The sequence below is a fragment of the Aromatoleum petrolei genome (assembly GCF_017894385.1).
GTDB classification, from domain to species: domain Bacteria; phylum Pseudomonadota; class Gammaproteobacteria; order Burkholderiales; family Rhodocyclaceae; genus Aromatoleum; species Aromatoleum petrolei.
This window is the reverse complement of sequence record NZ_CP059560.1, coordinates 2,839,211-2,862,939: the sequence shown is the minus strand read 5'-3', so window position 1 is coordinate 2,862,939 and position 23,729 is coordinate 2,839,211. Positions and strand designations below refer to the sequence as shown.

The window sequence follows — 23,729 nt, the reverse complement described above, 5'->3', positions numbered from 1 at the left end:
GAGCAAAGCACATCCCGCCCTACGTTTTACTTTCCGGCCATTGCGCGCAGCTTGAAGCGCTGGATCTTGCCCGTCGCCGTCTTCGGCAGCTCATCGACGAATTCCATCCAGCGCGGGTACTTGTAGGGTGCGAGGTGCGCCTTCACGTGCGCCTTGATCTCGGTCGCGAGCTGCTCCGAACGCTGGAAGCCGGGCTTCAGCACGATGAAGGCCTTGGGCTTGATCAGGCGCTCCTCGTCCTCGTGGCCGACCACGGCCGCCTCGAGGATCGCCGGGTGCTGGATCAGGCAGGATTCGACCTCGATCGGCGACACGTAGATGCCCGACACCTTGAGCATGTCGTCGTTGCGCCCGGCATAGACGTAATAGCCTTCGGCGTTGCGCGAGTACTTGTCGCCGCTGCGGGTCCACGGCCCCTGGAAGGTCGCGCGCGTCTTCTCGCGGTTGTTCCAGTACATCACCGCGCTCGTCGGCCCGGAGATCTGCAGCTCGCCCGGCTCGTCGGGGCCTTCGACGACATTGCCGTCGTCGTCGATCAGGCGCACCTGGTAGCCCGGCACCGGCTTGCCGGTGGTGCCGTAATGCACGTCGCCGGGGCGGTTGGAGAGGAAGATGTGCAGCATCTCGGTCGAGCCGATGCCATCGAGGATCTCGACACCGAAGCGCTCGGTCCAGCGCAGGCCGATCTCTTCCGGCAGCGCCTCGCCGGCGGACGTGCACATGCGGATCGCCAGTTCGTCGCGCGTCGGACAGTCGGCATCCGCGAGCATCGACGCGTAGAGCGTGGGCACGCCGTAGAAGATGGTCGGCTGGTGCTCGCGCAGGCGCTTGAACGCTGCGGCCGGGGTGGGACGCTCGGCCATCAGGATCGCGGTCGCGCCGACCGCGAGCGGGAAGGTCAGGCCGTTGCCCAGGCCGTAGGCGAAGAAGAGCTTGGCCGCGGAGTACACGACGTCGCTCTCCTTGATACCGAGGATGGGCTTGGCGTACAGCTCGGCGGTGTGGATCAGGCTGGACTGGATGTGCACGGTGCCCTTGGGCGCGCCGGTCGATCCGGAGGAATACAGCCAGAAACAGGGATCGTCGCAGGTCGTCGCCGCCGCCTCGAACTTGTCGGAGGCCTTCGCCATCAGGGCGGCGACGGAATCCGACCCCGATTCTGCGTGCTCCGCGCCGGCGACGATGATGCGCTCGAGCGATTCGACCTTGCCCAGCAGCGGCGCGAAGGTGTCGTACAAGGGCGCCGACACCACGGCGATGCGCGCGCGGCTGTCGGAGAGCATGTATTCGTAGTCGGACTGCGTGAGCAGCGTGTTCACCGCGATCGGCACGACGCCGGCCTTGATCGCGCCGAGGAACACGGTCGGGAAGTCGATCGTGTCATGCACGCACACCAGGATGCGCTGTTCGCGCACGATGCCCAGCGCGCCGAGGGCGTTGGCGAAGCGGTTAACGCGCGTCGCAAGCTCGTCGTAGGTGTAGCGGCCGTTGTCGTCGATGTAGGCGACCTTGGCGCCACGGCCGGCGTCGAGGTTGCGGCCGATGAGGTCGTCCGCGGCGTTGTACCGGCGCGGCAGGGTGATGGTCGGCGGACTGGTGCTGTGGTCCGCAGCGCTGAGCGTGGTCATGCCTTCTCTCCTCCGTTCTTCCGGCTTGCGCCGGGGTATTCGTGGCCGGTCTTGGTGCCGGCGTTGTTCATTCGGATCTTCGTTCGCAGAAACCCGCCCCCGTCACGGGGTATTTCGCGCCTAGTTGGCGCGTGGCGGACGCCTCGGCACGAAATACCCCGCGCCGGGGGCCGGGCGCCATTCGCGTGCTTCTGCGCACATCGCTTCATGCTTACGGGCGGGTGAACTCGATCGCGCCCTGCGGCAACAGATACAGCACGTAAGCGCGGCCGCCCATCACGGTGGGCTTGTGCACGCTGCCCGGGCCGTACACGAACCAGCCGGCGCCATGGCCGTCGAACTTCGCGTCGCCTTCGAGCGGCATGATCATGTCGATCTCGCCGTTGGGGTGAGCATGCTGCGGGCCGACGACGTCGGCCATCTCGACGACGTCGACGCTGAAACCGTGGAGCGCATCGGTCGGCTTGATGACGCGGCCGAACTTGATGCCGCCGTGCTCGCGCTCGCACATCCAGCCGGCCGCGACGGCGTCCTTGCACGCGGCGAAAATGGCCTGAAAGTCCGCTCCGTTCGCGGGGAAGCGTTCATTGAGGAAGTCGGCGAGCTGGGCGTCTACCGGGCGGCCGGCGATCTCTCCGGTCACCTTCGCGATCAGCGCCTGGAACTGGTCTGGCGTCATGTCTCCGTCTCTCCGTCGGAAAGGGCGTTGGGGTCAGGGGGCGGGATGCGTGTATGTTTTATAGTTCATGCACCGAGCAACGCAGCGTCGACTGCGTCACGCGACAGGGCTTCGAGCACGGTCGGGCCGCCCTGCACGACGCAGCGACGATGGTACATCGCCAGCGCGCGCAGGCCGCCCAGCTCCTCGCCACCGCCCGCGCGTCCGGGGCCGCCGTGCAGGCAGGTCGGCATCACGTTGCCGTGGCCGGTGTGGTTCGCGCCCACCGCGGCATCGACGACCATCACGCGGCCGTGCAGGTCGGCAATTCCCGGCACGAGTTCGCCGAGGAAAGCGGCGTCGCCCGAATACACCGAGGCGACGAGCGAGCCGTGGCCGCGGCGCGCGATCGCGATGGCGTCGCGCGTGTCGGCGTAGGGAACGATGGTCGCGACCGGGCCGAAGACTTCGACGTCGTGGACATGGCGCGCGGCCAGTCCCTTGTCGCAGTAGAGCAGCGTCGGCTGCACGAAGGCGGAGACTGCCGCATCGGCATCCACCGGCTCGAAATCCGGGTCGCCGCCGAACACGACTTCGCATTCCTCCTTCAGCTTCGCCAGACCCTCGAAGGCCGCGGCCTGCTGTGCCTTACTCACCAGCGGGCCGACGCGCACGCCCTCGCTGCGCGGGTTACCCACCTTACAGCCGGCGAGCTTGCCCGACACCGCATCGGCGAGCGCGCGCGAAACCCCGGCGGGCGCGAGGATGCGACGGATCGCGGTACATTTCTGGCCGGTCTTCACGGTCATCTCGCGCACGATCTCCTTCACCGCGAGATCGAACTCCGGCGTACCGGGCTGTGCATCCGGCCCGAGGATCGCCGAATTGACGCTGTCGGCCTCGACGTTGAGGCGTACCGAGCGCGCGACCACGTTCGGATGCGTGCGCATGCGCGCCGCCGTATCCGCCGAACCGGTGAAGGACACGACATCGCATTCGCTGACGTGGTCGAGGGTGTCGCGCGCCGAGCCGCACACGATGGAGATCGCGCCCGGCGGCAGGATGCCCGCCTCGACGACGTCGGCCACCATGCGCTGCGCGAGCCACGCAGTCGGTGTCGCCGGCTTGGCGAACACCGGCACGCCTGCGAGCAGCGCCGGCGCCGCCTTCTCCCACAGGCCCCAGGCCGGGAAGTTGAACGCGTTGATGAAGACCGCGACACCGGTGAGCGGCATCAGGAAGTGCTGGCCCTGGAACACGTCCGTCTTCGCGAGTGCGACGCGGCCGCCTTCCTTCAGGTGACGCCCGGCGCCCAGCGCCTTGCCGGCGCGGGCGTAGCTCTTGACGGTGAAGATGGCGCCATCGACGTCGAAGGACGCATCGCCTTCGGTCGCGCCCGAGTTGCGCAGCGAGATGTCGAAATATTCTGCACGTTTCGCCTGCAGCAGCTCGGCGATCGCGGCGAGTTTCGCCGCACGCTCCTCGTACGTCAGCGCCTTCAGTGCCGCCCCGCCTTCCGTGCGGGCGAACTCCAGTGCATGTGCGACGTCGATACCGTCGGACGAAACCAGCACCAGCGTCTCGCCGGTGACGGGGTCCGTCAGCGCCGTGCCTGCGCCCGCCCCTTCGACCCACTGCCCGTATACATAATTGGCCAGCTTCACCTGTCTGTCTCCTCTCTCTGTTGAGGCATCGCGGTCTGGGCCGGATGTCTGATGTTCTGGCGTCGCGCCGGAGCGCAATCGGTGGAGATAGAATACACGCGCAATTTTCTCCGTCAAGCACTTTACTTCCACTTTTCCCGGCAACACTTAAACAAAGATGCAGTTTTCGACACAGCGAAGCGGCACACCCTCTTCTATACTGGACGAAAACTGCAGATTAACGCAGCGCACCACAAACAAACCTGCACTTTAGGTGTTGACGCAACGAATCTGATGCACTATTGTTCAACTCAACCGATGCAGTTCGCTGCAGACAAGGAACCCAGATGAGCCTCGAACCCACCACCGAACAGCAGCAGGAAGAGCTCCAGACGGCCGCCCAGGCCGCCGACGGCAACATCCTGCCGACGCTCGGCAAGCGCGTCCGCGAGATCCGCGACCGCCGTGGCATGACGAGAAAGCTCGTGGCCCGCGAAGCCGGTGTCTCGGAACGCCACCTCGCCCACCTCGAAGGCGGCGACGGCAACGTGTCCATCGTGCTGCTGCACAACATCGCCCGCGCGCTCAACGTTCCGCTGATCGAGCTGCTCGCGCCGGAAACCGAAGACACCGTCGAGAAGCGCCTGATTCGCCGCTTCCTCGAGCGCCTGCCGCAGCACCGCCTGGAAGAAGTCGTGTTCCGCCTGATGCGCGACTTCGGCCACGAGGAAGCCGTGCGCAGGAAGCGCGTCGCGCTGATCGGCCTGCGCGGCGCCGGCAAGTCGACGCTCGGCAAGCGCCTGGCGCAGGAAGAGAACATGCCCTTCATCGAGCTCGACCGCGAGATCGAGAAGGAAACCGGCATCCCGGCGCGCGAGATCTTCTCGCTGTACGGCCAGTCGGGTTATCGCCGCATCGAGAAGCGCACGCTCGAGCGCGTGCTGCGCGACAACCCGCGCGCCGTGATCTCGGTGGGCGGCGGCGTGGTGTCGCAGCCGGAGAGCTTCGACATGCTGCTCGCGCAATGCATGACCGTGTGGGTCAAGGCGCAGCCGGAAGAACACATGGCCCGCGTGATGGCCCAGGGCGACCTGCGCCCGATGGCGGGCAACGACGAGGCGATGGAGGACCTCAAGCGCATCCTCGAGGCGCGCCTGCCCCTCTACGCCAAGGCGGATACCGTGCTCGACACCTCGGGCGAGACGGTGGATCAGAGTTTCATCAAATTGCGCCAGCTCGTACTGAGCTGAGCAACTTCAACAGAGAGAGAGGAGACAGACCATGCAAGCAGTCGCGAACAAGCCGGTCGCAGAACTGGTGGATTACCGCACCGAGCCGTCGAAGTACCGCCACTGGTCGCTCGCGACCGACGGCGAGATCGCCACGCTGACGCTCAACATCGACGAGGACGGCGGCATCCGCCCGGGCTACAAGCTGAAGCTCAACTCGTACGATCTGGGCGTGGACATCGAGCTGCACGACGCGCTGCAGCGCGTGCGCTTCGAGCACCCGGAAGTGCGCACTGTCGTGGTCACCTCCAGCAAGCCGAAGATCTTCTGCTCCGGCGCCAACATCTACATGCTGGGCCTCTCCACCCACGCGTGGAAGGTGAACTTCTGCAAGTTCACCAACGAGACGCGCAACGGCATCGAGGACTCCAGCCAGTATTCCGGCCTCAAGTTCCTCGCTGCCTGCAACGGCACCACCGCCGGCGGCGGCTACGAGCTGGCGCTCGCCTGCGACGAGATCGTGCTGGTCGATGACCGCAACTCCTCCGTGTCGCTGCCCGAAGTGCCGCTGCTGGGCGTGCTGCCCGGCACCGGCGGCCTCACCCGCGTCACCGACAAGCGCCGCGTGCGCCGCGACCACGCCGACATCTTCTGCACCATCTCCGAAGGCGTGCGCGGCCAGCGTGCCAAGGACTGGCGCCTGGTCGACGACGTCGTCAAGCAGCAGCAGTTCGCCGATCACATCCAGGCCCGCGCCAAGGCGCTCGCCCAGACTTCGGACCGTCCGGCCGGCGCCAAGGGCGTCAAGCTCACGACGCTGGAGCGCACGGTCGATGAGAAGGGCTACCACTACGAGTTCGTCGATGCGACGATCGACGCCGCCGGGCGCACCGTGACGCTGACCGTGCGCGCCCCGGCCGCCGTCACCGCCAAGACCGCCGCCGAGATCGAAGCCCAGGGCGTGAAGTGGTGGCCGCTGCAGATGGCGCGCGAACTCGACGACGCCATCCTGAACCTGCGCACCAACCACCTCGACGTCGGCCTGTGGCAGCTGCGCACCGAAGGCGACGCCCAAGTCGTGCTCGACATGGACGCGACCATCGACGCCAACCGCGACAACTGGTTTGTCCGCGAGACCATCGGCATGCTCCGCCGCACGCTGGCCCGCATCGACGTGTCCTCGCGCAGCCTGTACGCGCTGATCGAGCCGGGCTCGTGCTTCGCCGGCACGCTGCTCGAAGTCGCGCTCGCCGCCGACCGCAGCTACATGCTCGACGCCGCGGAAGCCAAGAACGTCATCGGCCTGTCGGCGATGAACTTCGGCACCTTCCCGATGGTGAACGGCCTGTCGCGCATCGACGCCCGCTTCTACCAGGAAGAAGCCCCGGTCGCCGCGGTGAAGGCCAAGCAGGGCAGCCTGCTGTCGCCCGCCGAGGCGATGGAACTGGGCCTCGTCACCGCGATCCCCGATGACCTCGACTGGGCCGAGGAAGTGCGCATCGCGATCGAGGAACGCGCCGCGCTGTCGCCCGACGCGCTCACCGGCCTCGAGGCCAACCTGCGCTTCGGCCCCGTCGAGACGATGAACACCCGCATCTTCGGCCGCCTGTCGGCCTGGCAGAACTGGATCTTCAACCGCCCCAACGCGGTCGGCGAGAACGGCGCGCTCAAGCTCTTCGGCTCGGGCAAGAAGGCCCAGTTCGACTGGAACCGCGTGTAAGCACAAACGAATCACTCCGCGACCGCGCGGCAGGCCGTCCCCCTGCCGTTGCATCCGGCGCCCTGGCGCGGCGCGGAGAACTTGGCAAGTACAGACCCGGCGAGCCAAGAAGCCCCGGGCCGAGACGACAAAATCGGAGGAGTACAGAGATGATCAACTACAGCGAACGCATCCCCAACAACGTCAACCTCAACGAGAACAAGACCCTGCAGCGGGCGCTCGAGCAGTGGCAGCCGTCCTTCCTGAACTGGTGGGACGACATGGGTCCGGAAAACTCGAGCAACTACGACGTTTACCTCCGCACCGCGGTCAGCGTCGATCCCAAGGGTTGGGCCGACTTCGGCTACGTGAAGATGCACGACTACCGCTGGGGCATCTTCCTCGCGCCGCAGGAAGGCGAGAAGAAGATCAGCTTCGGCGAGCACAAGGGCCAGGACGTGTGGCAGGAAGTCCCGGGCGAATACCGCTCGACCCTGCGCCGCATCATCGTCACCCAGGGCGACACCGAGCCCGCATCGGTCGAGCAGCAGCGCCACCTGGGCCTCACCGCCCCCTCGCTGTACGACCTGCGCAACCTCTTCCAGGTGAACGTCGAGGAAGGCCGCCACCTGTGGGCGATGGTGTACCTGCTGCACGCGCACTTCGGCCGCGACGGCCGCGAGGAAGGCGAAGCGCTACTCGAGCGCCGTTCGGGCGACGAGGACAACCCCCGCATCCTCACCGCGTTCAACGAGAAGACCCCCGACTGGCTCTCGTTCTTCATGTTCACCTTCATCACCGACCGCGACGGCAAGTTCCAGCTCGCCTCGCTCGCCGAATCGGCCTTCGACCCGCTGGCGCGCACCTGCAAGTTCATGCTCACCGAGGAAGCGCACCACCTCTTCGTCGGCGAATCGGGCATCGCCCGCGTGATCCAGCGCACCTGCGAAGTGATGAAGGAACTCGGCACCGACGACCCCGTCAAGCTGCGCGGCGCCGGCGTCATCGACCTGCCGACGCTGCAGAAGTACCTCAACTTCCACTACAGCGTCACCAGCGACCTGTACGGTGCGGAGATCTCGTCCAACGCCGCCACCTACTACACGAACGGCCTCAAGGGCCGCTTCGAGGAAGAGAAGATCGGCGACGACCACAAGCTGCAGAACTCGGAATACGAGGTCATGGATGTGGCCGGCGACAAGATCCTCACCCGCCACGTGCCCGCGCTGTCCGCGCTGAACGAGCGCCTGCGCGACGACTGGATCACCGACGTGCAGGCCGGTGTCGACCGCTGGAACCGCATCCCGGCCAAGTTCGGCTTCAACTTCCGCTTCACGCTGCCGCACAAGGGCTTCCACCGCCGCATCGGCATGTTCACCGACGTGCATGTCAGCCCGGACGGCCGTATCCTGTCCGAAGCCGAATGGACGCATCAGCACAACAACTGGCTGCCGACCGAAAGCGACCGCCTGTACGTGCATTCGCTGATGGGCCGCTGCCTCGAACCGGGCAAGTTCGCGAACTGGATCGCTGCCCCGGGCCGCGGCATCAACAACCAGCCGGTCAACTTCGAGTACGTGCGCTTTAATTAAGACCTGAAAGAAGAACGGGAAGCGGGCGGAGGCCCGTTTCCCCGTCCGACGGAGAGAGACAACCATGAACGCGCCCGCAGAGCACGCCAACCTCGCCAGGCAACACCTCATCGATCCCGAGATCTGCATCCGCTGCAACACCTGCGAGGAGATCTGTCCGGTCGATGCGATCACCCACGACAGCCGCAACTACGTCGTCAAGTTCGACACCTGCAACGGCTGCCTCGCCTGCATCTCGCCCTGTCCGACGGGCGCAATCGACTCATGGCGCAACGTCGACAAGGCCACGCCGCACAGCCTCGCCGACCAGTATTCCTGGGACTACCTGCCCGACACCACCGAGCTCGACCAGCTCGAAGCGACGGTGATGGGAGCGGCGGAACTCCCCGCGGAAGTGCAGCAGATCACCGAAGTCGCGACCGCCGGCCAGGGCGGCCCGGCGATGGCGCCGTGGTCCGCGTCCCACCCCTACGTGAATCTCTACACGCCGGCCAACCCGATCACCGCGACCGTCACCGGCAACTACCGTCTGACCGCCGAGGACGCCTCCAGCGACATCCACCACATCGTGCTCGACTTCGGCACGACGCCCTTCCCGGTGCTCGAAGGCCAGTCGATCGGCATCATCCCGCCCGGCGTCGACGAAAAGGGCAAGCCGCACCTGCTGCGCATGTACTCCGTCGCCAGCCCGCGCGACGGCGAGCGCCCGCACTACAACAACCTGTCCTTGACGGTGAAGCGCGTCGTCGAGGACCACGAAGGCAATCCGACCCGCGGCGTCGCATCGAACTACGTGTGCGACCTCAAGAAGGGCGACAAGGTGCAGGTCACCGGCCCCTACGGCTCGACCTACCTGATGCCCAACCACCCCGGCTCGTCGATCATGATGATCTGCACCGGCACCGGCTCCGCGCCGATGCGCGCGATGACCGAGCGTCGCCGCCGCCGCATGGACCGCAAGGAAGGCGGCGAGCTGGTGCTGTTCTTCGGCGCCCGCGCGCCCGAGGAACTGCCCTACTTCGGCCCGCTGCAGAAGCTGCCGAAGGAGTTCATCGACATCAACTTCGCGTTCTCGCGCGTGCCCGGCGAACCCAAGCGCTACGTGCAGGACGCCATCCGCGAGCGCGCCGACAAGGTGTTCAAAATGCTGCAGGACGACAACTGCTACATCTACATCTGCGGCCTCAAGGGCATGGAAGCCGGCGTGCTGGAAGCCTTCCGCGACATCTGCCGCGCGAACGGCTCCGACTGGGAACAGCTGCGCCCCCAATTGCTGTCCAAGGCCCGTTTCCACGTCGAAACCTACTGAACGCAGGGCGGAAAGCGAGTTTCTGCTGACCCGAAAGCGAAGCGCCTTCCGTCGTATGCGGCCGACGGCGCTTCCGGGGCTGGACCCTCGTCTTCCGCCTTGCGCAAAGCGGGCTGCCGCCCTCGAACAGGCGACGAGCCTGACGGCGCCGGGCAGTTTTGCCCCACAATGGCACGCGGCACGCCCGCCCAAAAGATGCGCGCCCCTGACATAAAGAGAGGAGCCCCCCGACATGCCCCGCCACGTCTACATCTGCGACGCCATCCGCACCCCCTTCGGCCGCTACGGCGGCACGCTCTCGTCGGTGCGCGCCGATGACCTCGCCGCACTGCCGATCCGCGCCCTCGTCGCGCGCAACGCCGCCGTCGACTGGGCCGCGGTCGACGACATCATCTACGGCTGCGCCAACCAGGCCGGCGAGGACAACCGCAACGTCGCGCGCATGGCCGCGCTGCTCGCGGGACTCCCCGTCGATGTCCCCGGCACCACCGTCAACCGCCTGTGCGGCTCCAGCCTCGACGCGCTGGGAATGGCCGCACGCGCGATCGCCTCGGGCGAAGCCGAGCTCATGATCGCCGGCGGCGTCGAGAGCATGAGCCGCGCGCCGTTCGTGATGGGCAAGGCCGACACCGCCTTCTCGCGCAGCGCGAAGATCGAGGACACGACCATCGGCTGGCGCTTCGTCAACCCGCTGATGAAGGCACAGTTCGGCATCGACTCGATGCCCGAGACGGCCGAGAACGTGGCGCAGGAGTTCGGCGTGTCGCGGGCCGATCAGGACGCCTTCGCGCTGCGCAGTCAGCAGCGCTGGTCGGTGGCGAACGAGCGCGGCTTCTTCGCGCGCGAGATCCTGCCGGTGGAGATTCCGCGCAAGAAGGGAGATCCGCTGATCTTCGGCGCCGACGAGCACCCGCGCCCCGACACCACGCTGGAAGCGCTCGCCAAGCTCAAGGGCGTCGTGCGCCCCGACGGCAGCGTCACCGCCGGCAACGCATCCGGCGTCAACGACGGCGCCTGCGCGCTGCTCATCGCGTCCGAGGACGCCGTGCAGCGCCACGGCCTCACGCCGCGCGCGCGCATCCTCGGCTCGGCCGCGGCCGGCGTGCCGCCGCGCATCATGGGCATCGGCCCCGCGCCGGCGACGCAGAAGTTGCTCGCGCGCCTCGGCATGAGCATCGGCCAGTTCGACACCGTCGAGCTCAACGAAGCCTTCGCCGCCCAGGGCCTCGCCGTGCTGCGCCAGCTCGGCCTGCCCGACGCCGGCGAGCACGTGAACCCGAACGGCGGCGCGATCGCGATCGGACACCCTCTCGGCGCATCCGGCGCGCGCCTCGTGACGACCGCGCTGAACCAGCTCGAAACCACCGGCGGCCGCTTCGGCCTCGCGACCATGTGCATCGGCGTCGGCCAGGGCATCGCGCTCGCAATCGAGCGCGTGTGATAGAAGCAACATGAGCGCGGCCTCGCGGGAGCCGCTCCAGCCGCTCCCGCGACCACCCCAGCCCTGCGCCCCCCCCTTTCCACCCCCTGCAGTGGCCAGCACACGACAAGGCACACGGGAGACGTACGTGAAACCGGAAGCAGTCCAGATCATCCGCGACGAGCACCTCGCGATCAGCGCGGTGCTCTACTCATTGCGCTACCTCGTCAAGGGCATGCGCAAGGGCAATGCGCCCAACTTCCCGCTGCTGCGCGCGATCCTCGACTACATCGTGTCCTACCCCGACCGCTGGCACCACCCGAAGGAGGACAAGTACCTGTTCTCTGCCGTGCAACGGCGCACCCGCGAAGCGGACGGGCTCATCGCCCGCCTCGAACGCGAGCACAGCCAGGGCTACCCGATGGTCGAGGACCTCAAGAAGCAGCTCATCGCCTTCCAGGGCGGCGACGCCCGCGCCGGTGAAGCCTTCTGGGACACCGCCGAGCGTTACGCCGAGTTCGAATGGGACCATCTGCGCACCGAGGAAGACGCGCTGATCCCGATCGCCGAACGCGTGCTCACGCCGGAAGACTGGGCCGAGATCGCCATCGCCTTCCGCGAGAACGACAACCCCCTCTTCGGCATCAAGCCCAAGGACGAGGCCGAGACGCTGTACCAGCGCATCCTCAGCCTCACACCCACGCCACTGGGCATGGGCGGCGCGGCCTGAGTCCTGCGACGGGGCGAAATGCGCCCCATTCGTCCCGCATGAACCCCGCGGCCCAAACCGTCGTGCTGGTGCACGGCCTGTGGATGCACGGCGTCGTGTTCGGCCTCCTGCGCCGCCGCCTCGAACGTGCCGGCTTCGTCACCCGCACCTGGTCCTACCCCTCCGTGCGGCAGGGGCTCGCCGCCAACGCCGACGCCTTGGCGTGCTTCCTCGCCACGCTGCCCGGCGGGCCCATCCACCTCGTCGGCCACAGCCTGGGCGGGATCATCGTCGCGAGCGCACTCGCGCGCCATCCCGACCCGCGCGTGCGCCGCTGCGTGCTCATGGGCACGCCGTGGACCACCTCACGCAGCGCCACCGGATTGCAGCGCGTTCCCGGCATGTCCGTCCTCATCGGCCGTTCGCTGCGCGACTGGCTCGCGGCACCGCGGCCCGCACTCCCCGGCATCGACGTCGGTGTGATCTCCGGCAGCCGGCCGCTCGGGCTCGCCGGTTTCCTGGTCGGCCTGCCGCGGCCACACGACGGCATCGTCATGGTCGACGAAACCCGCGTCGCCGGGGCACGCGACGCCGTCACCCTGCGCGTGAGCCACATGGAAATGCTCCTGTCCGCGCGCTGTGCCGACCAGGTCCTGAGCTTCCTGCGCACCGGCAGCTTTACCCATGACATGCCGGACCACCACGCCGGGCAGGGCATCCGGCCCTGAACCTGACCTCCGGCCTCCCTTCACGGGGCGGTTTTGTTGCACCGCACAAAATTCTGCTTGACGCCAGGTTCCGACACGCTACAATGGATTTGTGCAATGCAACAAACCTGCCGGCAGCAGTGGGCCAGCAGACGATGACCCCGCCCCAACAGGAGAAAACACCATGATTACCACGACCGACACCTTCGCCAGCGCCACCAAGAACGCCTTCGCCACCGTCGAAGCGTCCACCCGCAGCAGCTTCGACACCTTCGAGCGCCTCACCGCGCTGAACATCAATGTCGGCCGCGGCGTCCTCGAAGACGGCATCGCCACCGTGAATGCCCTGCTGTCGATCAAGACCCCGAACGAGCTGGTGGCCGTTTCCGCCTCGCTCGTCCGCCCGTCGGCCGAAAAGACGCTGGCCTGGTTCCGCAGCAGCTACGAGATCCTCGCCCAGGGCGTCGAGCAAGCCGCCGCGCCTTACGAAACCCAGTATTCGGAAGTGAACAAGGCCATCGGCGTCGCGCTCGAAAAAGCCGCCAAGTCCGCCCCGGCCGGCTCCGAAGCCGCGGTCGCCGCGGTGCAGTCGGCGATCGCCGCGGCCAACCAGGCCTACGACACCGTGAATAAGGCGACCCGCAAGGTCATCCAGTTCACCGAAGCCAACGTTACGGCAACGGCCCGCGCCGCCGTCGATGCGGTGAGCGCACCGGCCCCCGCCACCAAGGCCAAGAAGTCGGCCTGATCACCCGCGGGGTCCGACCCCCGCACGACGGCCCGGTGTGACCGGGCCGTCCCCTCCGGCGCCTGCGGGCGCCGGAGTCGTTTCCGGTTATCCTTGCGCGCTTCCCCCGGCAGCACGCAGCCAATACAACAATGACAACCTCCCTCCCCGCCTCCGCACGCATCGCGCCCGAACTCCTCGCCCCCGCCGGCTCGCTGCAGATGATGCGCACCGCCTTCGCCTACGGCGCAGACGCGGTGTACGCCGGCCAGCCGCGCTACTCGCTGCGCGTGCGCAACAACAGCTTCGACAAGCTCGACGCGCTCGCCGCCGGCATCGACGAGGCGCACGCCGCGGGCAAAGCCTTCTACCTCGTCAGCAACATCTACCCGCACAACAGCAAGGTTCGAAGCTTCCTCGCCGACATGGAGCCCGTCATCGCGCTCAAGCCCGACGCGCTGATCATGGCGGACCCCGGCCTCATCATGATGGTGCGCGAACGCTGGCCCGAGGTCGCCGTGCATCTCTCGGTACAGGCCAACACCACCAATTACGCCGCGGTGCGCTTCTGGGCGTCGGTCGGCATCGAGCGCATCATCCTGTCGCGCGAGCTCTCGCTCGACGAGATCGAGGACATCCGTCAGGCCTGCCCCGACATGGAGCTGGAAGTCTTCGTGCATGGCGCGCTGTGCGTCGCCTACTCCGGCCGCTGCCTGCTGTCGGGCTACTTCAACCACCGCGACCCCAACCAGGGCACCTGCACCAACTCCTGCCGCTGGGACTACAAGGTGCATGAAGCGAACGAGGACGGCTCGGGCGACCTGCACGCCTGCGGCCAGGGCTCGCCGGATGCCGCCGGCACCGCGCTCGGCGGCGGCGCGCGCCACGAAGCGGCCTCGCGCGTCTACCTCCTCGAGGAAGGCACCCGCCCCGGCCAGCTCATGCCGATCGAGGAAGACGAGCACGGCACCTACATCCTCAACTCCCGGGACCTGCGCGCGATCGAGCACATCGAGCGCCTCGTCGCCATCGGCGTCGATTCGCTCAAGATCGAAGGGCGCACCAAGAGCCCCTACTACGTCGCCCGCGCGAGCCAGGGCTACCGCCGCGCGATCGACGACGCCGTGGCCGGCCGCCCCTTCGACCTGCGCCTCCTGGGGGAACTCGAAGGTCTCGCGAACCGCGGCTACACCGACGGCTTCTACCAGCGCCACCACACCCCCGAACACCAGAACTACATGCGCGGCCACTCCGAGTCCGGGCGCAGCCTGTTCGTCGGCGAGGTGCTGGGCATCGACGTCGCCAGCGGGCTCGCGGAAATCGAAGTGAAGAACGGTTTCGGCATCGGCGACCAGCTCGAATTCGTCCAGCCCCAGGGCAACATCATCGCCCCGCTGGAACGGCTCGAGACCCTAGAAGGCGAGGCGCTCGGCCGCATCCCCGGGGCCGGGCGCCGCGTCCGCCTGCCGCTGCCCGCGGGCGTGCAAGCCGACGCGCCGTGCTTCATCGCCAGACTGCTCTGACGCACGCAGCAACCCGTACTTCGCAGCTGCGGGATCAAGCGCCGCGCGCGACCTTCTTCCGGCCACCCCCGCTGACGGGGCCGTTGTGCCCGCGCACCAGTTTGCGCACCACGCGCAGACGCGGCGCCCGCACGGTCGCACGCTCTGCCGCCGCTGACGACGCATCCTCCGAACGGATGCGCCCGGCGCGCTTCTCGCCGTACATCGCCGCATCCGCGTGGCGGATCAACTCCTCCGGCTCGCTGCCGTGCTCGGGGCAGACACTCAGCCCCAGGCTGGCGGTGATCTCCAGCACCAGCCCGTCTCGCAGTTCGACCGGCTGCCCCACGGCGCGGAGCAACTTTTCGGCGAGCGGTTCCGCTGTCGCAAGCTCCGACACGCCGGGCAGGAGCACGACGAATTCGTCGCCGGCGATGCGCGCCACCGTATCCGTCTCCCGCACGCTGTCGCGCATGCGCGCGGCGACGGTTCCAAGCACCGCATCACCGACATCGTGACCATAACTGTCGTTCACGTCCTTGAATCGGTCGAGATCGACGAAGAACAACGCGAACCCTTCGCCGGTGCGTCGCCAGCAGGCGCTCGCGCGGCCGACGCGATCGTGGAACAGCCGCCGATTGGGTAGCCCGGTCAAGGGATCATGCAGCGCACTATGGGTTGCATGCTCCAGGCGCTCACGCTCGCGGGCGACCGCCGCACGGTGACGACGCAGGTACAGCACCAGCACGGCGAGCGTGGACAGGGCCAGACCGATCGCCAGCAGCAGCGGCTCGCTGCGGATGTCCCGGAAGCGCAACTGGCGCGTCACGCTTAGGCGCACCGGCTGCGAGGTGCTGACATCCTCGACGTTCAGCGTGAACTGCGGCAGCAGGCGGCGCTCCAGCGCACTGGCCGGCCGTGCCGCCAGAATCGCATACAGCGGCGGATCCTGCGGGCCAGTCTCACCCAGCATGCGCAGGACGTGCGCGGTCCGCGGATTGCGACGGCCGGGAACCATGGCATCGGCCTTCACCACCAGCAGCGCGTAACGCTGCTCGGCACCCGCAACCCGCAGGATGGAGTGCACCGTGTCGGTGCGCCTCATCACCACGTAGGCCAGCGGCCCCTCGATGAGCGCGAACGGCCGCGTCGACGCAGCGCCGTGCCCCGCCTCGGCGCGCCGCAGGGCATCGCGCAGGTGCGGCACCGAATCGAAATCGAGCCCGAGCACCGGGAGCGACTCGGGTGTTTCCGGCCACCGAAAGCTGATCGGGAAATAGGCCGCCTTCTCGCCGACGGGTTGCCACCGCAAGCCATCCTGGTAGGCGAAGCTGCGGATCCGCGCACCGGGGCCGGCCTGCGCCGCGAGCGCCTGCTCGAAGTCGTCCCGCGCTCGCGCCGGCACCTTCTCGACCACCTCGAGCATGTAGATGTGCGGATGCTCCACCAGGACGCGGCTCGCGTAACCGGCGATCTGCTCCCGCGTCGGCGCACCCAGCGCATCGAGAAAGGCGCCGAATCCCGACAGCAAGGCGTCGTTGGTGCGCAGGCGGTCGCGCAACAGCTCGATGTCCGCCTCGGCTTCCGCCTGGAACTCCGCGCGAACCTCTTCCCATGCCCCGCGCAACACCAGCGCGAACAGGGAGACGCCGAACAGCACCCATGCAAGCAGCAACACTGCATACAGCGGATTGTCGCCCCTGCGCAGTTGCGGCCGTTCCTCGCTGTCCACGATTCATCCCCCTTCCGACCTCACGGCCCGCCGCGCCCGCGCGTCGGCGTCCGGCCCAGGATGAGCGCCGGTGGGTGCACTCTATTCCTGTCCCCTTGGGTCGTACATATGGCGAAGGTCGTACCTATCCGACTGATTTGGCGAACTATTTGTGCAAAATCATCGTTTCCCGGGGAGCCTTGGGCGGACCGCTCGCCGCATCAGCTGCTCGGCCATCCGGCGGCCCTGTCCCATCTGCGCTATAATGCAAAGCTTTGTTTTAACTGAAAATCAGGATCCGCCGTGCTCGTCGCCGCCAACATCACCATGCAGTTCGGGGCCAAGCCCCTGTTCGAGAATGTCTCCGTCAAGTTCGGCGAAGGCAATCGCTACGGCCTGATCGGCGCGAACGGCGCGGGCAAGTCGACCTTCATGAAGATCCTGTGCGGCGCGCTCGAATCGAGTGCCGGCAACGTCTCCAAGGACCCGCACGAACGCATGGCCTACCTGCGCCAGGACCAGTTCGGCTACGAAGACATGCGGGTGCTCGACGTCGTCATGATGGGCCATGAGGAGATGTGGGCCTGCATGGCGGAGAAGGACGCGATCTACGCGAATCCCGAGGCCACCGAGGAAGACTACATGCACGCGGCGGAGCTCGAGGGCAAGTTCGCCGAATACGACGGCTACACCGCCGAATCGCGCGCGGGCGAACTGCTGCTGGGCGTGGGCATCGGCACCGAACTGCACAATGGCCCGATGAAGAACGTCGCGCCGGGCTGGAAGCTGCGCGTGCTGCTGTGCCAGGCGCTGTTCGCGAACCCCGACATCCTGCTGCTCGACGAGCCGACCAACAACCTCGACATCAACACCATCCGCTGGCTCGAAGACGTGCTCAACGAGCGCAACAGCACCATGGTGATCATCTCGCACGACCGCCACTTCCTGAACCAGGTGTGCACGCACATGGCGGACCTCGACTACGGCACGATCACCGTCTATGCCGGCAACTACGACGACTACATGGAAGCGTCGACCCTCGCGCGCGAGCGCCAGAGCGCCGCGAACGCCCGCGCGAAGGAAAAGATCCAGGACCTGCAGGAATTCGTGCGCCGCTTCTCGGCCAACAAGTCCAAGGCCAAGCAGGCGACCAGCCGCCTCAAGCTCATCGACAAGCTCAAGCCCGAGGACGTCAAACCGTCCAGCCGTCAGTACCCGTGGATCCGCTTCGACTACGACGACAAGGACAAGCTGCACCGCCTCGCATGCGAGGTCGAGAATCTGTCCTTCGCCTACGAAGGCATGCAGAAGCCGCTCATCGGCAAGTTCTCGATCGCCATCGAGGCGGGCGAGAAGGTTGCAATCATCGGCGAGAACGGCGTCGGCAAGACCACGCTGATGAAGCTGCTGGTCGGCGCCCTCGAGCCGAACAAGGGCACGATCAAGTGGGCCGAGAAGGCCAAGCCGGGCTACTACGCGCAGGACCACTCGGCCGACTTCGCCGGCACCGAGAAGCTCACCGAATGGATCGCCGAGTACGCACGCGTCACGGCCGCCGCGACCGGCGAGGACCTCGAGACGCTGATCCGCGGCACACTCGGCCGCCTGCTGTTCTCCGGCGATGAGGTCAGGAAGCCCGTCAACGTGATCTCGGGCGGCGAGCAGGGCCGCATGCTGTTCGGCAAGCTGATGCTGTCGCGTCCCAACGTCCTGCTGATGGACGAGCCGACCAACCACCTCGACATGGAATCGATCGAGTCGCTCAACACCGGCCTGGACAAGTTCACCGGCACGCTGGTGTTCATCTCGCACGACCGCGAGTTCGTCTCTTCGCTGGCGACCCGGATCATCGAGATCAAGCTCGACGGCACCATCATCGACTATCGCGGCACGTACGAGGAGTACCTCGCGAGCCAAGGGCTGGCATAAGGTCTTTCGCGGCCCGGTGAAGACCGGGCGAAATTCCCCAACGCATAGTCGATTTGCGTTATATTTGAGTACGTTCGCATATCTTGTTGCGAACCGTCTAACCCAAATGTATATTCGGCCGCTCGCATCCCCTCTCGGGGAGTCATTTTCACGGGCGGCTGTTCTTGGTTACGACGCGGGGATTCTCATTGATGCTGGCGGCAACGACAGCGATTGTCGGCGCAGGGACCGCGCACGCCGATTATTCGGACTGTCGTACTTGTCATTACGCCACGGGTATCGACAGCGCCACCCCCGATCTGACCGGCTATTTCGTCGACCCGGGGCATCATCCGGTGCGAGTCAGCTATCCGATACGCCCCGACTACAACCTGCCGGCCACGACGACCACGAGCGGAATCCTGTTCTTCGACCGCAACGCCAACGGCCTGCCCGACCCGGACGAGATCCAACTGTTCAGCAGCAGCGTCCTGTCCGGCACGAGCGGCACCGGCACCACAAGCCGTTCGAAGGGCAAACCGAAAACCAGCGTGACCACGGAAACGTGGGTGATCGACTGTGCATCCTGTCACATCGAGCACGGCCTGATGCCGACCGACCCCCAGCACGCCGCCGACTACGTGCGCGGCGCGGGTGGCGGCCACATGCTGTGCATCACCTGCCACAACCTCTGATCACCACGCCACACGGCACTGCGCATCGGTAACAAGAACGCTCGGCGGGAAACTCCCGTCGGGGGTGCGGCGGTCATACCTGCATCGCCCACAGCAGGCATCCGCGATGACCCACACTTCGCGAACGCGTCCGGTCCGCCGGGCAATGTTGGCAATCCTGGCGACCGTGACCGCCGCTCTCGCGCTGGGAGAGTTCCTGGGCTGGCCCTTCCTGCGCGCCCCGCTCGAATCCGCCCTCACGCGGAGCTTCGAGCGCCCGGTCCGCATCAGCGCGCCATTTCGCGTTCATCTCTTCGGCACTGTCCGCGTCAGCACCGGTGGGGTGTGGATCGCGGCGCCGGAAGGCTTCGACGCGCCCCATCTGGTGCAGGCCGACGGCCTCGCAGTGACCCTGCGCTACGGCGACCTGTTGAGGCTCAGCGAATCGCACCCGCTACGTATCGCCGCGATTGACGTCGATCGGCTCGACGCGCGGCTCAAGCGCCGTGCCGACGGCGCCGCGACCTGGCAGATCGGCGGACGCACTTCCGCACAGGCGAGCGCGCCACCACCACTGGTGGATGCGCTGGCGGTGCGTAACGGCACGATCGAATTCGACGATGTGCCGGCCAGGACGGCGCTCAGGGCTCTCTTCTCCACCAATGAAGGCGCCGGACAGGCGGCGCCCACTGCACGCGCGACCGTTCGCGGACGGCTGCGCGGGCGCACGCTCGACGGCGAGCTCGACGCCGCCGGTTTCCTGCAGCTTGCTGCGCAAGGCGACGACGCACACCCCGTGCCGGTCAGCGGGCGCGTCGACTATGGCGGCGTGCATGCGGAATTCGACGGCTCCGTGGCGGACCTCTCCGGTGGCCGCGACCTGAAAGGCCGGATTGCGGCGCGCGGCGCCTCGCTCGGCGTGCTCGGCGAGCTCTTTGGCGTGCTGCTGCCGACGACCGACCCATTCTCGCTGCGCGGCACACTGGAAAAGGACGGCGAATTGTGGCGTGCCCGCGTCAGCGACGCACAGGTCGGCGAGAGCGCCGTCCAGGGCGTCTTCACCTACGACGCACGCGCGGACACGCCGCGGCTCGAAGGCGAACTGCGCGGCAAGCGCTTCGTCCTCGCCGATCTTGCACCCGCGTTCGGCACCCGCAATCCAGACGGCAGCCGTGCGCCCCCTCCGCCCGGGCGAGTCATACCGGAGCGCGATCTGGACCTGCCTGCGCTGAAGACCATGGACGCGCGCATCGCGGTGGATCTCGGCCATGTCGATCTCGGCACCGCGTTCTCGCAGCCGATCTCCCCGCTGCGTGCGACGCTGAGCCTGCACAAGGGCCGACTCGCACTCAGCGAGCTCGATGCGAGCACGGCAAGGGGACGCCTGCGTGGCGAGATTGCCGTCGATGCTGACCACCGTCCGCCGCAATGGGCTGCGAACCTGAAGTGGGAAGGCATCCGCCTGGAAGACTGGATCAGCGTGGCGCGGACGCGGGCCGCCAGCGGCAGTGGCGGGGAACCAACCCAGCCGCCGTACTTCACCGGCGTGTTTCACGGCCGCGCGCGGCTGACCGGGCACGGCCGGTCCACGGCGGCCCTGCTCGGAACCCTCGACGGCGAACTGACCACAGGCGTGCGCGACGGCAGCATCTCGCGGCTGCTGATCGAGATCATGGGGCTCGACGTCGCCCAGGGCCTCGGCCTCGCGCTGGGCGGCGACCAGGCGCTGCCCGTGGACTGCGCCGTCGCCGACGTCGTTGCGCGCGGCGGCCGGCTGAGCCCGCGCGTCGCGCTGATCGACACGCCCGTCACCCTGGTGCTGGTCGACGGCGACATCGATCTCGCGCGCGAGGCGCTCGACCTGCGCTTCACGGCGAAGCCGCGCAACGTTTCGCCCTTCACGCTGCGCACACCGGTGCGCGTCGCCGGCACCTTCGAAACTCCGCGCGTACGGCCGGAAGCCGGCCCGCTCGCGACCAGGGCGCTGGCCGGCATTGCGCTCGGCTTCGTCACGCCGTTCGCCGCCATCCTCCCCTTCATCGACCCCGGTGAGACGCCGGGATCGCCCTGCCGACAGGCGCTCGCGCGACTCAGTCGCTGAGCACGGCGCGCCCCGCCGCCGGGTCGCCCGGGGCGCCGCCGTGCCCGAAGATGCGCGCGGCAGCGAGCACGTCGGCTAGAATCCCCTGAACTAGCGCGACGACACCATGATCGGCATCTTCCTCATCACCCACGGCACGCTCGGCGAGGCGCTGATCCAATGCGCCTGCCACGTACTGAACCGGCGGCCCGACAACGTCATCCAGCTCGGACTTTCGGGCCAGGACGATCCACTGGACATCCTGCCCGAGGCGCGACGCTTGCTCGCGACGGTCGACAAGGGACATGGCGTCGTGATACTCACCGATATCTATGGCGCAACCCCGGCAAACGTCGCGCGCAAGCTGCTGGAGCCGGGGCGCGTCGAAGGCATCGCCGGCGTGAATCTGCCGATGCTGCTGCGGGTGCTGACCTACCGGGAAAGGGACATGAACACGCTCATCGAACGCGCCATCACCGGCGGCTGCGAGGGCGTGCTGCGAATGAAGTGAGAGGGACATGCCGAAAGCGGAAGCCGAAATCATCAACAAGCTGGGCCTGCATGCGCGCGCGTCGGCAAAACTGACGCAACTCGCAAGCAGCTTCGGCGCCGACATCTGGCTCGAACGCAACAGCCGACGCGTGAATGCCAAGAGCATCATGGGCGTCATGATGCTCGCCGCCGCGCGCGGCGCGACGATCACGGTCGAAACCGCCGGCCAGGACGAGGACAAGGCGCTCGAGGCAATCCTCGGCCTCATTGCCGACCGCTTCGGCGAAGGGGAGTAACTCGATGCCCTTCACCATCCACGGGCTCCCCGTCTCGCAAGGGATCGCGATCGGCCACGTGCATCTGGTGTCGCACGCGATGCTGGAGGTCAACCACTACCACGTCGCGACTAAGTATCTGCCCGAGGAAGTGGAGCGCCTCAACGAAGCCGTCGCGACCGTGCAGGGCGAGCTGGTTGGGCTGAAGGCCGCCACGACCGCCGGACAGCCACACAGCGAAGTCGGGGCCTTCGTCGATCTGCAGCTGATGATGCTGGGCGACCCGATGCTCGTGGACGCGGCACGCCAACTGATCACCGAGCGGCGCTGCAACGCCGAATGGGCGCTGGTGCAGCAGATGGAGCTGGTCGTCGAGCAGTTCGAGCAGATCGAGGATCCCTATCTGCGCGAGCGCAAGGCCGACGTGGTGCAGGTGGTCGAGCGCATCGTGAAGGTGCTGCTGGGCCATCCCGGCCACCTGCCGCCCAAGCGTCGCGACGGACTCGGCACGATCATCGTCGCGCACGATCTCTCGCCGGCGGACACGATAGGCTTCCGCGACCACAACATCGGCGGCTTCGTGACCGACGTCGGCGGCCCGACCAGCCACACGGCAATTGTTGCGCGCAGCCTGCGCATCCCGGCGGTCGTGGGTCTGCACCACATCCGCCAGCTGGTCGAGGAAGACGAGCTGCTGATCATCGACGGCACGCGGGGGGTCGTGATCGTCGCGCCCGACGAGCGCATCGTCGAAGAATACCGCCTGCGCCGCAGCGAGCTGGAGCTGGAACGCTCCAAGCTCAATCGCCTGAAGGGCACGCCTGCGACGACGCTCGACGGCGAAGACGTCAAGATGCTGGCGAACATCGAGGGGCCGAAGGACCTCAATCAGGTCAAGGCGGTCAATGCCGACGGCGTGGGCCTGTACCGCACCGAGTTCCTGTTCCTCGGCCGCGACTCGCTGCCGGACGAGGACGAGCAGTACGAGGCCTACCGCGCGGTGCTGAAGTCGCTGTCGGGGAAGCCGGTGACCATCCGCACCTTCGACGTCGGTGCCGACAAGGCGCTCAACGGCGTCGGCGCGCGCTTCGAGCCGAACCCGGCGCTGGGGCTGCGTGCCGTGCGCTACTCGCTGGCCGAGCCGCAGATGTTCATGACGCAGCTGCGCGCGCTGCTGCGCGCCTCGGTGCACGGCCAGCTGCGCATCATGATCCCGATGCTCGCGCACGCGCACGAGATCGACCAGTCGCTGCAGTTGATCGCGAAGGCGAAGGCGGAGCTCGACGCGGAAGGGCTGAAGTACGATCCGCGCGTGGAGATCGGCGGCATGATCGAGGTGCCGGCCGCCGCGTTGGCGCTGGGCATGTTCATCCGCCGCCTGTCCTTCCTGTCGATCGGGACGAACGACCTGATCCAATACACGCTCGCGATCGACCGCTCCGACGAGGCGGTCGTGCACCTCTATGACCCGCTGCATCCGGCGGTGCTGAAGCTCATCGCCGGCACGATCCAGGCGGGGGCACGCTTCGGCCTGCCGGTGTCGGTGTGCGGCGAAATGGCGGGCGACCCGGCCTACACGCTGCTGCTCTTGGGCATGGGACTGCGCAATTTCTCGATGCACCCGGGACACATCCTCGAGATCAAGCAGCAGGTGCTGCGCGCCGACCTCAACGAACTGGCGCCGCGCGTGCAGCGCATCCTGAAGATGGACGAGCAGGCGAAGGTGCGGGAAGCGGTGATGCGGCTCGCCGGCTGAACGACGGCGA

At 67.3% G+C, this 23,729-nt stretch carries 20 protein-coding genes; 16 read left to right on the top strand and 4 right to left on the bottom strand.

The window, feature by feature from the left end:
* Window positions 1–26 precede the first annotated feature (26 nt).
* The 3 genes from ToN1_RS13060 to ToN1_RS13050 all read right to left on the bottom strand — a co-directional run bounded on the left by ToN1_RS13060 (window position 27) and on the right by ToN1_RS13050 (window position 3,950).
* Window positions 27–1,628, bottom strand: coding sequence for a benzoate-CoA ligase family protein (locus tag ToN1_RS13060; RefSeq protein ID WP_169207796.1), 1,602 nt, complete (start codon window positions 1,626–1,628; stop codon window positions 27–29).
* A gap of 211 nt (window positions 1,629–1,839) precedes the next feature.
* Window positions 1,840–2,307, bottom strand: coding sequence for a DUF4863 family protein (locus ToN1_RS13055; protein WP_169207797.1), 468 nt, complete (start codon window positions 2,305–2,307; stop codon window positions 1,840–1,842).
* 65 nt (window positions 2,308–2,372) lie between these two features.
* Window positions 2,373–3,950 carry a 3,4-dehydroadipyl-CoA semialdehyde dehydrogenase gene (locus ToN1_RS13050; RefSeq protein ID WP_169207798.1) on the bottom strand — a complete coding sequence of 526 codons (1,578 nt, stop codon included), beginning with the start codon at window positions 3,948–3,950 and terminating at the stop codon, window positions 2,373–2,375.
* Window positions 3,951–4,001: 51 nt separating this feature from the next.
* Here ToN1_RS13050 and ToN1_RS13045 point away from each other — a divergent pair, with 51 nt between their 5' ends.
* The 10 genes from ToN1_RS13045 (at window position 4,002) to trhP (ending at window position 14,844) form a co-directional block, all read left to right on the top strand.
* Complete coding sequence (locus ToN1_RS13045; protein WP_169207799.1) at window positions 4,002–4,280, top strand: hypothetical protein; 279 nt, start codon at window positions 4,002–4,004, stop codon at window positions 4,278–4,280.
* Complete coding sequence (locus ToN1_RS13040) at window positions 4,277–5,179, top strand: helix-turn-helix transcriptional regulator (RefSeq protein WP_169207800.1); 903 nt, start codon at window positions 4,277–4,279, stop codon at window positions 5,177–5,179. The genes ToN1_RS13045 and ToN1_RS13040 overlap by 4 nt, the downstream gene beginning before the upstream one ends.
* Window positions 5,180–5,210: 31 nt before the next feature.
* Window positions 5,211–6,878, top strand: coding sequence for a 2,3-epoxybenzoyl-CoA dihydrolase (gene boxC, locus ToN1_RS13035; RefSeq protein ID WP_169207801.1), 1,668 nt, complete (start codon window positions 5,211–5,213; stop codon window positions 6,876–6,878).
* Window positions 6,879–7,027: 149 nt separating this feature from the next.
* The gene (gene boxB, locus ToN1_RS13030; protein ID WP_169207802.1) at window positions 7,028–8,449 is read left to right on the top strand and encodes a benzoyl-CoA 2,3-epoxidase subunit BoxB; all 1,422 of its coding nucleotides are present in this window, start codon (window positions 7,028–7,030) and stop codon (window positions 8,447–8,449) included.
* Window positions 8,450–8,513: 64 nt separating this feature from the next.
* Window positions 8,514–9,758: a benzoyl-CoA 2,3-epoxidase subunit BoxA gene (gene boxA / locus ToN1_RS13025; protein WP_169207803.1), complete on the top strand. Its 1,245-nt coding sequence runs from the start codon at window positions 8,514–8,516 to the stop codon at window positions 9,756–9,758.
* A gap of 232 nt (window positions 9,759–9,990) precedes the next feature.
* Window positions 9,991–11,199: a 3-oxoadipyl-CoA thiolase gene (gene pcaF / locus ToN1_RS13020; protein ID WP_169207804.1), complete on the top strand. Its 1,209-nt coding sequence runs from the start codon at window positions 9,991–9,993 to the stop codon at window positions 11,197–11,199.
* A 127-nt stretch (window positions 11,200–11,326) separates the two neighbouring features.
* Window positions 11,327–11,908, top strand: coding sequence for a hemerythrin domain-containing protein (locus ToN1_RS13015; RefSeq protein ID WP_169207914.1), 582 nt, complete (start codon window positions 11,327–11,329; stop codon window positions 11,906–11,908).
* 38 nt (window positions 11,909–11,946) lie between these two features.
* Window positions 11,947–12,615 (top strand): alpha/beta hydrolase, encoded by a 669-nt coding sequence (locus ToN1_RS13010; RefSeq protein ID WP_169207913.1) that lies wholly within the window; start codon window positions 11,947–11,949, stop codon window positions 12,613–12,615.
* Between the two features lie 163 nt (window positions 12,616–12,778).
* Window positions 12,779–13,342, top strand: coding sequence for a phasin family protein (locus ToN1_RS13005; RefSeq protein ID WP_169207912.1), 564 nt, complete (start codon window positions 12,779–12,781; stop codon window positions 13,340–13,342).
* Between the two features lie 131 nt (window positions 13,343–13,473).
* A complete protein-coding gene (trhP, locus tag ToN1_RS13000; RefSeq protein ID WP_169207911.1) occupies window positions 13,474–14,844 on the top strand; it encodes a prephenate-dependent tRNA uridine(34) hydroxylase TrhP in 1,371 nt (456 codons plus the stop codon).
* 34 nt (window positions 14,845–14,878) lie between these two features.
* On the opposite strand, the gene ToN1_RS12995 is transcribed toward trhP, so the two are convergent.
* Window positions 14,879–16,555, bottom strand: a complete 1,677-nt coding sequence (locus tag ToN1_RS12995; RefSeq protein ID WP_169207910.1) for a sensor domain-containing diguanylate cyclase — start codon at window positions 16,553–16,555, stop codon at window positions 14,879–14,881.
* Window positions 16,556–16,837: 282 nt separating this feature from the next.
* Here ToN1_RS12995 and ToN1_RS12990 point away from each other — a divergent pair, with 282 nt between their 5' ends.
* The 6 genes from ToN1_RS12990 to ptsP all read left to right on the top strand — a co-directional run bounded on the left by ToN1_RS12990 (window position 16,838) and on the right by ptsP (window position 23,719).
* Window positions 16,838–18,463: an ABC-F family ATPase gene (locus tag ToN1_RS12990; RefSeq protein WP_169207909.1), complete on the top strand. Its 1,626-nt coding sequence runs from the start codon at window positions 16,838–16,840 to the stop codon at window positions 18,461–18,463.
* Window positions 18,464–18,654: 191 nt separating this feature from the next.
* Window positions 18,655–19,137, top strand: coding sequence for a hypothetical protein (locus ToN1_RS12985; RefSeq protein ID WP_169207908.1), 483 nt, complete (start codon window positions 18,655–18,657; stop codon window positions 19,135–19,137).
* A 145-nt stretch (window positions 19,138–19,282) separates the two neighbouring features.
* The gene (locus tag ToN1_RS12980) at window positions 19,283–21,217 is read left to right on the top strand and encodes an AsmA family protein (RefSeq protein ID WP_244860760.1); all 1,935 of its coding nucleotides are present in this window, start codon (window positions 19,283–19,285) and stop codon (window positions 21,215–21,217) included.
* 106 nt (window positions 21,218–21,323) lie between these two features.
* The gene (locus ToN1_RS12975; RefSeq protein ID WP_169207906.1) at window positions 21,324–21,707 is read left to right on the top strand and encodes a PTS sugar transporter subunit IIA; all 384 of its coding nucleotides are present in this window, start codon (window positions 21,324–21,326) and stop codon (window positions 21,705–21,707) included.
* A gap of 7 nt (window positions 21,708–21,714) precedes the next feature.
* Window positions 21,715–21,984 (top strand): HPr family phosphocarrier protein, encoded by a 270-nt coding sequence (locus tag ToN1_RS12970; protein WP_169207905.1) that lies wholly within the window; start codon window positions 21,715–21,717, stop codon window positions 21,982–21,984.
* Window positions 21,985–21,988: 4 nt separating this feature from the next.
* Entirely contained in the window at window positions 21,989–23,719 is a 1,731-nt protein-coding gene (ptsP, locus tag ToN1_RS12965; protein WP_169207904.1) for a phosphoenolpyruvate--protein phosphotransferase, read from the top strand.
* The last annotated feature ends 10 nt before the right edge of the window (window positions 23,720–23,729 follow it).

Coding starts and splice junctions, on each gene's coding strand:
- ToN1_RS13060 (WP_169207796.1), bottom strand. CDS start 1,628: ATGACCACGCTCAGCGCTGCGGACCACAGCACCAGTCCGCCGACCATC.
- ptsP (WP_169207904.1), top strand. CDS start 21,989: ATGCCCTTCACCATCCACGGGCTCCCCGTCTCGCAAGGGATCGCGATC.
- ToN1_RS12985 (WP_169207908.1), top strand. CDS start 18,655: ATGCTGGCGGCAACGACAGCGATTGTCGGCGCAGGGACCGCGCACGCC.
- ToN1_RS12975 (WP_169207906.1), top strand. CDS start 21,324: ATGATCGGCATCTTCCTCATCACCCACGGCACGCTCGGCGAGGCGCTG.
- ToN1_RS13010 (WP_169207913.1), top strand. CDS start 11,947: ATGAACCCCGCGGCCCAAACCGTCGTGCTGGTGCACGGCCTGTGGATG.
- ToN1_RS13045 (WP_169207799.1), top strand. CDS start 4,002: ATGTTCTGGCGTCGCGCCGGAGCGCAATCGGTGGAGATAGAATACACG.
- boxA (WP_169207803.1), top strand. CDS start 8,514: ATGAACGCGCCCGCAGAGCACGCCAACCTCGCCAGGCAACACCTCATC.
- boxB (WP_169207802.1), top strand. CDS start 7,028: ATGATCAACTACAGCGAACGCATCCCCAACAACGTCAACCTCAACGAG.
- ToN1_RS12970 (WP_169207905.1), top strand. CDS start 21,715: ATGCCGAAAGCGGAAGCCGAAATCATCAACAAGCTGGGCCTGCATGCG.
- ToN1_RS13005 (WP_169207912.1), top strand. CDS start 12,779: ATGATTACCACGACCGACACCTTCGCCAGCGCCACCAAGAACGCCTTC.
- ToN1_RS13040 (WP_169207800.1), top strand. CDS start 4,277: ATGAGCCTCGAACCCACCACCGAACAGCAGCAGGAAGAGCTCCAGACG.
- boxC (WP_169207801.1), top strand. CDS start 5,211: ATGCAAGCAGTCGCGAACAAGCCGGTCGCAGAACTGGTGGATTACCGC.
- pcaF (WP_169207804.1), top strand. CDS start 9,991: ATGCCCCGCCACGTCTACATCTGCGACGCCATCCGCACCCCCTTCGGC.
- ToN1_RS13055 (WP_169207797.1), bottom strand. CDS start 2,307: ATGACGCCAGACCAGTTCCAGGCGCTGATCGCGAAGGTGACCGGAGAG.
- ToN1_RS12980 (WP_244860760.1), top strand. CDS start 19,283: ATGTTGGCAATCCTGGCGACCGTGACCGCCGCTCTCGCGCTGGGAGAG.
- trhP (WP_169207911.1), top strand. CDS start 13,474: ATGACAACCTCCCTCCCCGCCTCCGCACGCATCGCGCCCGAACTCCTC.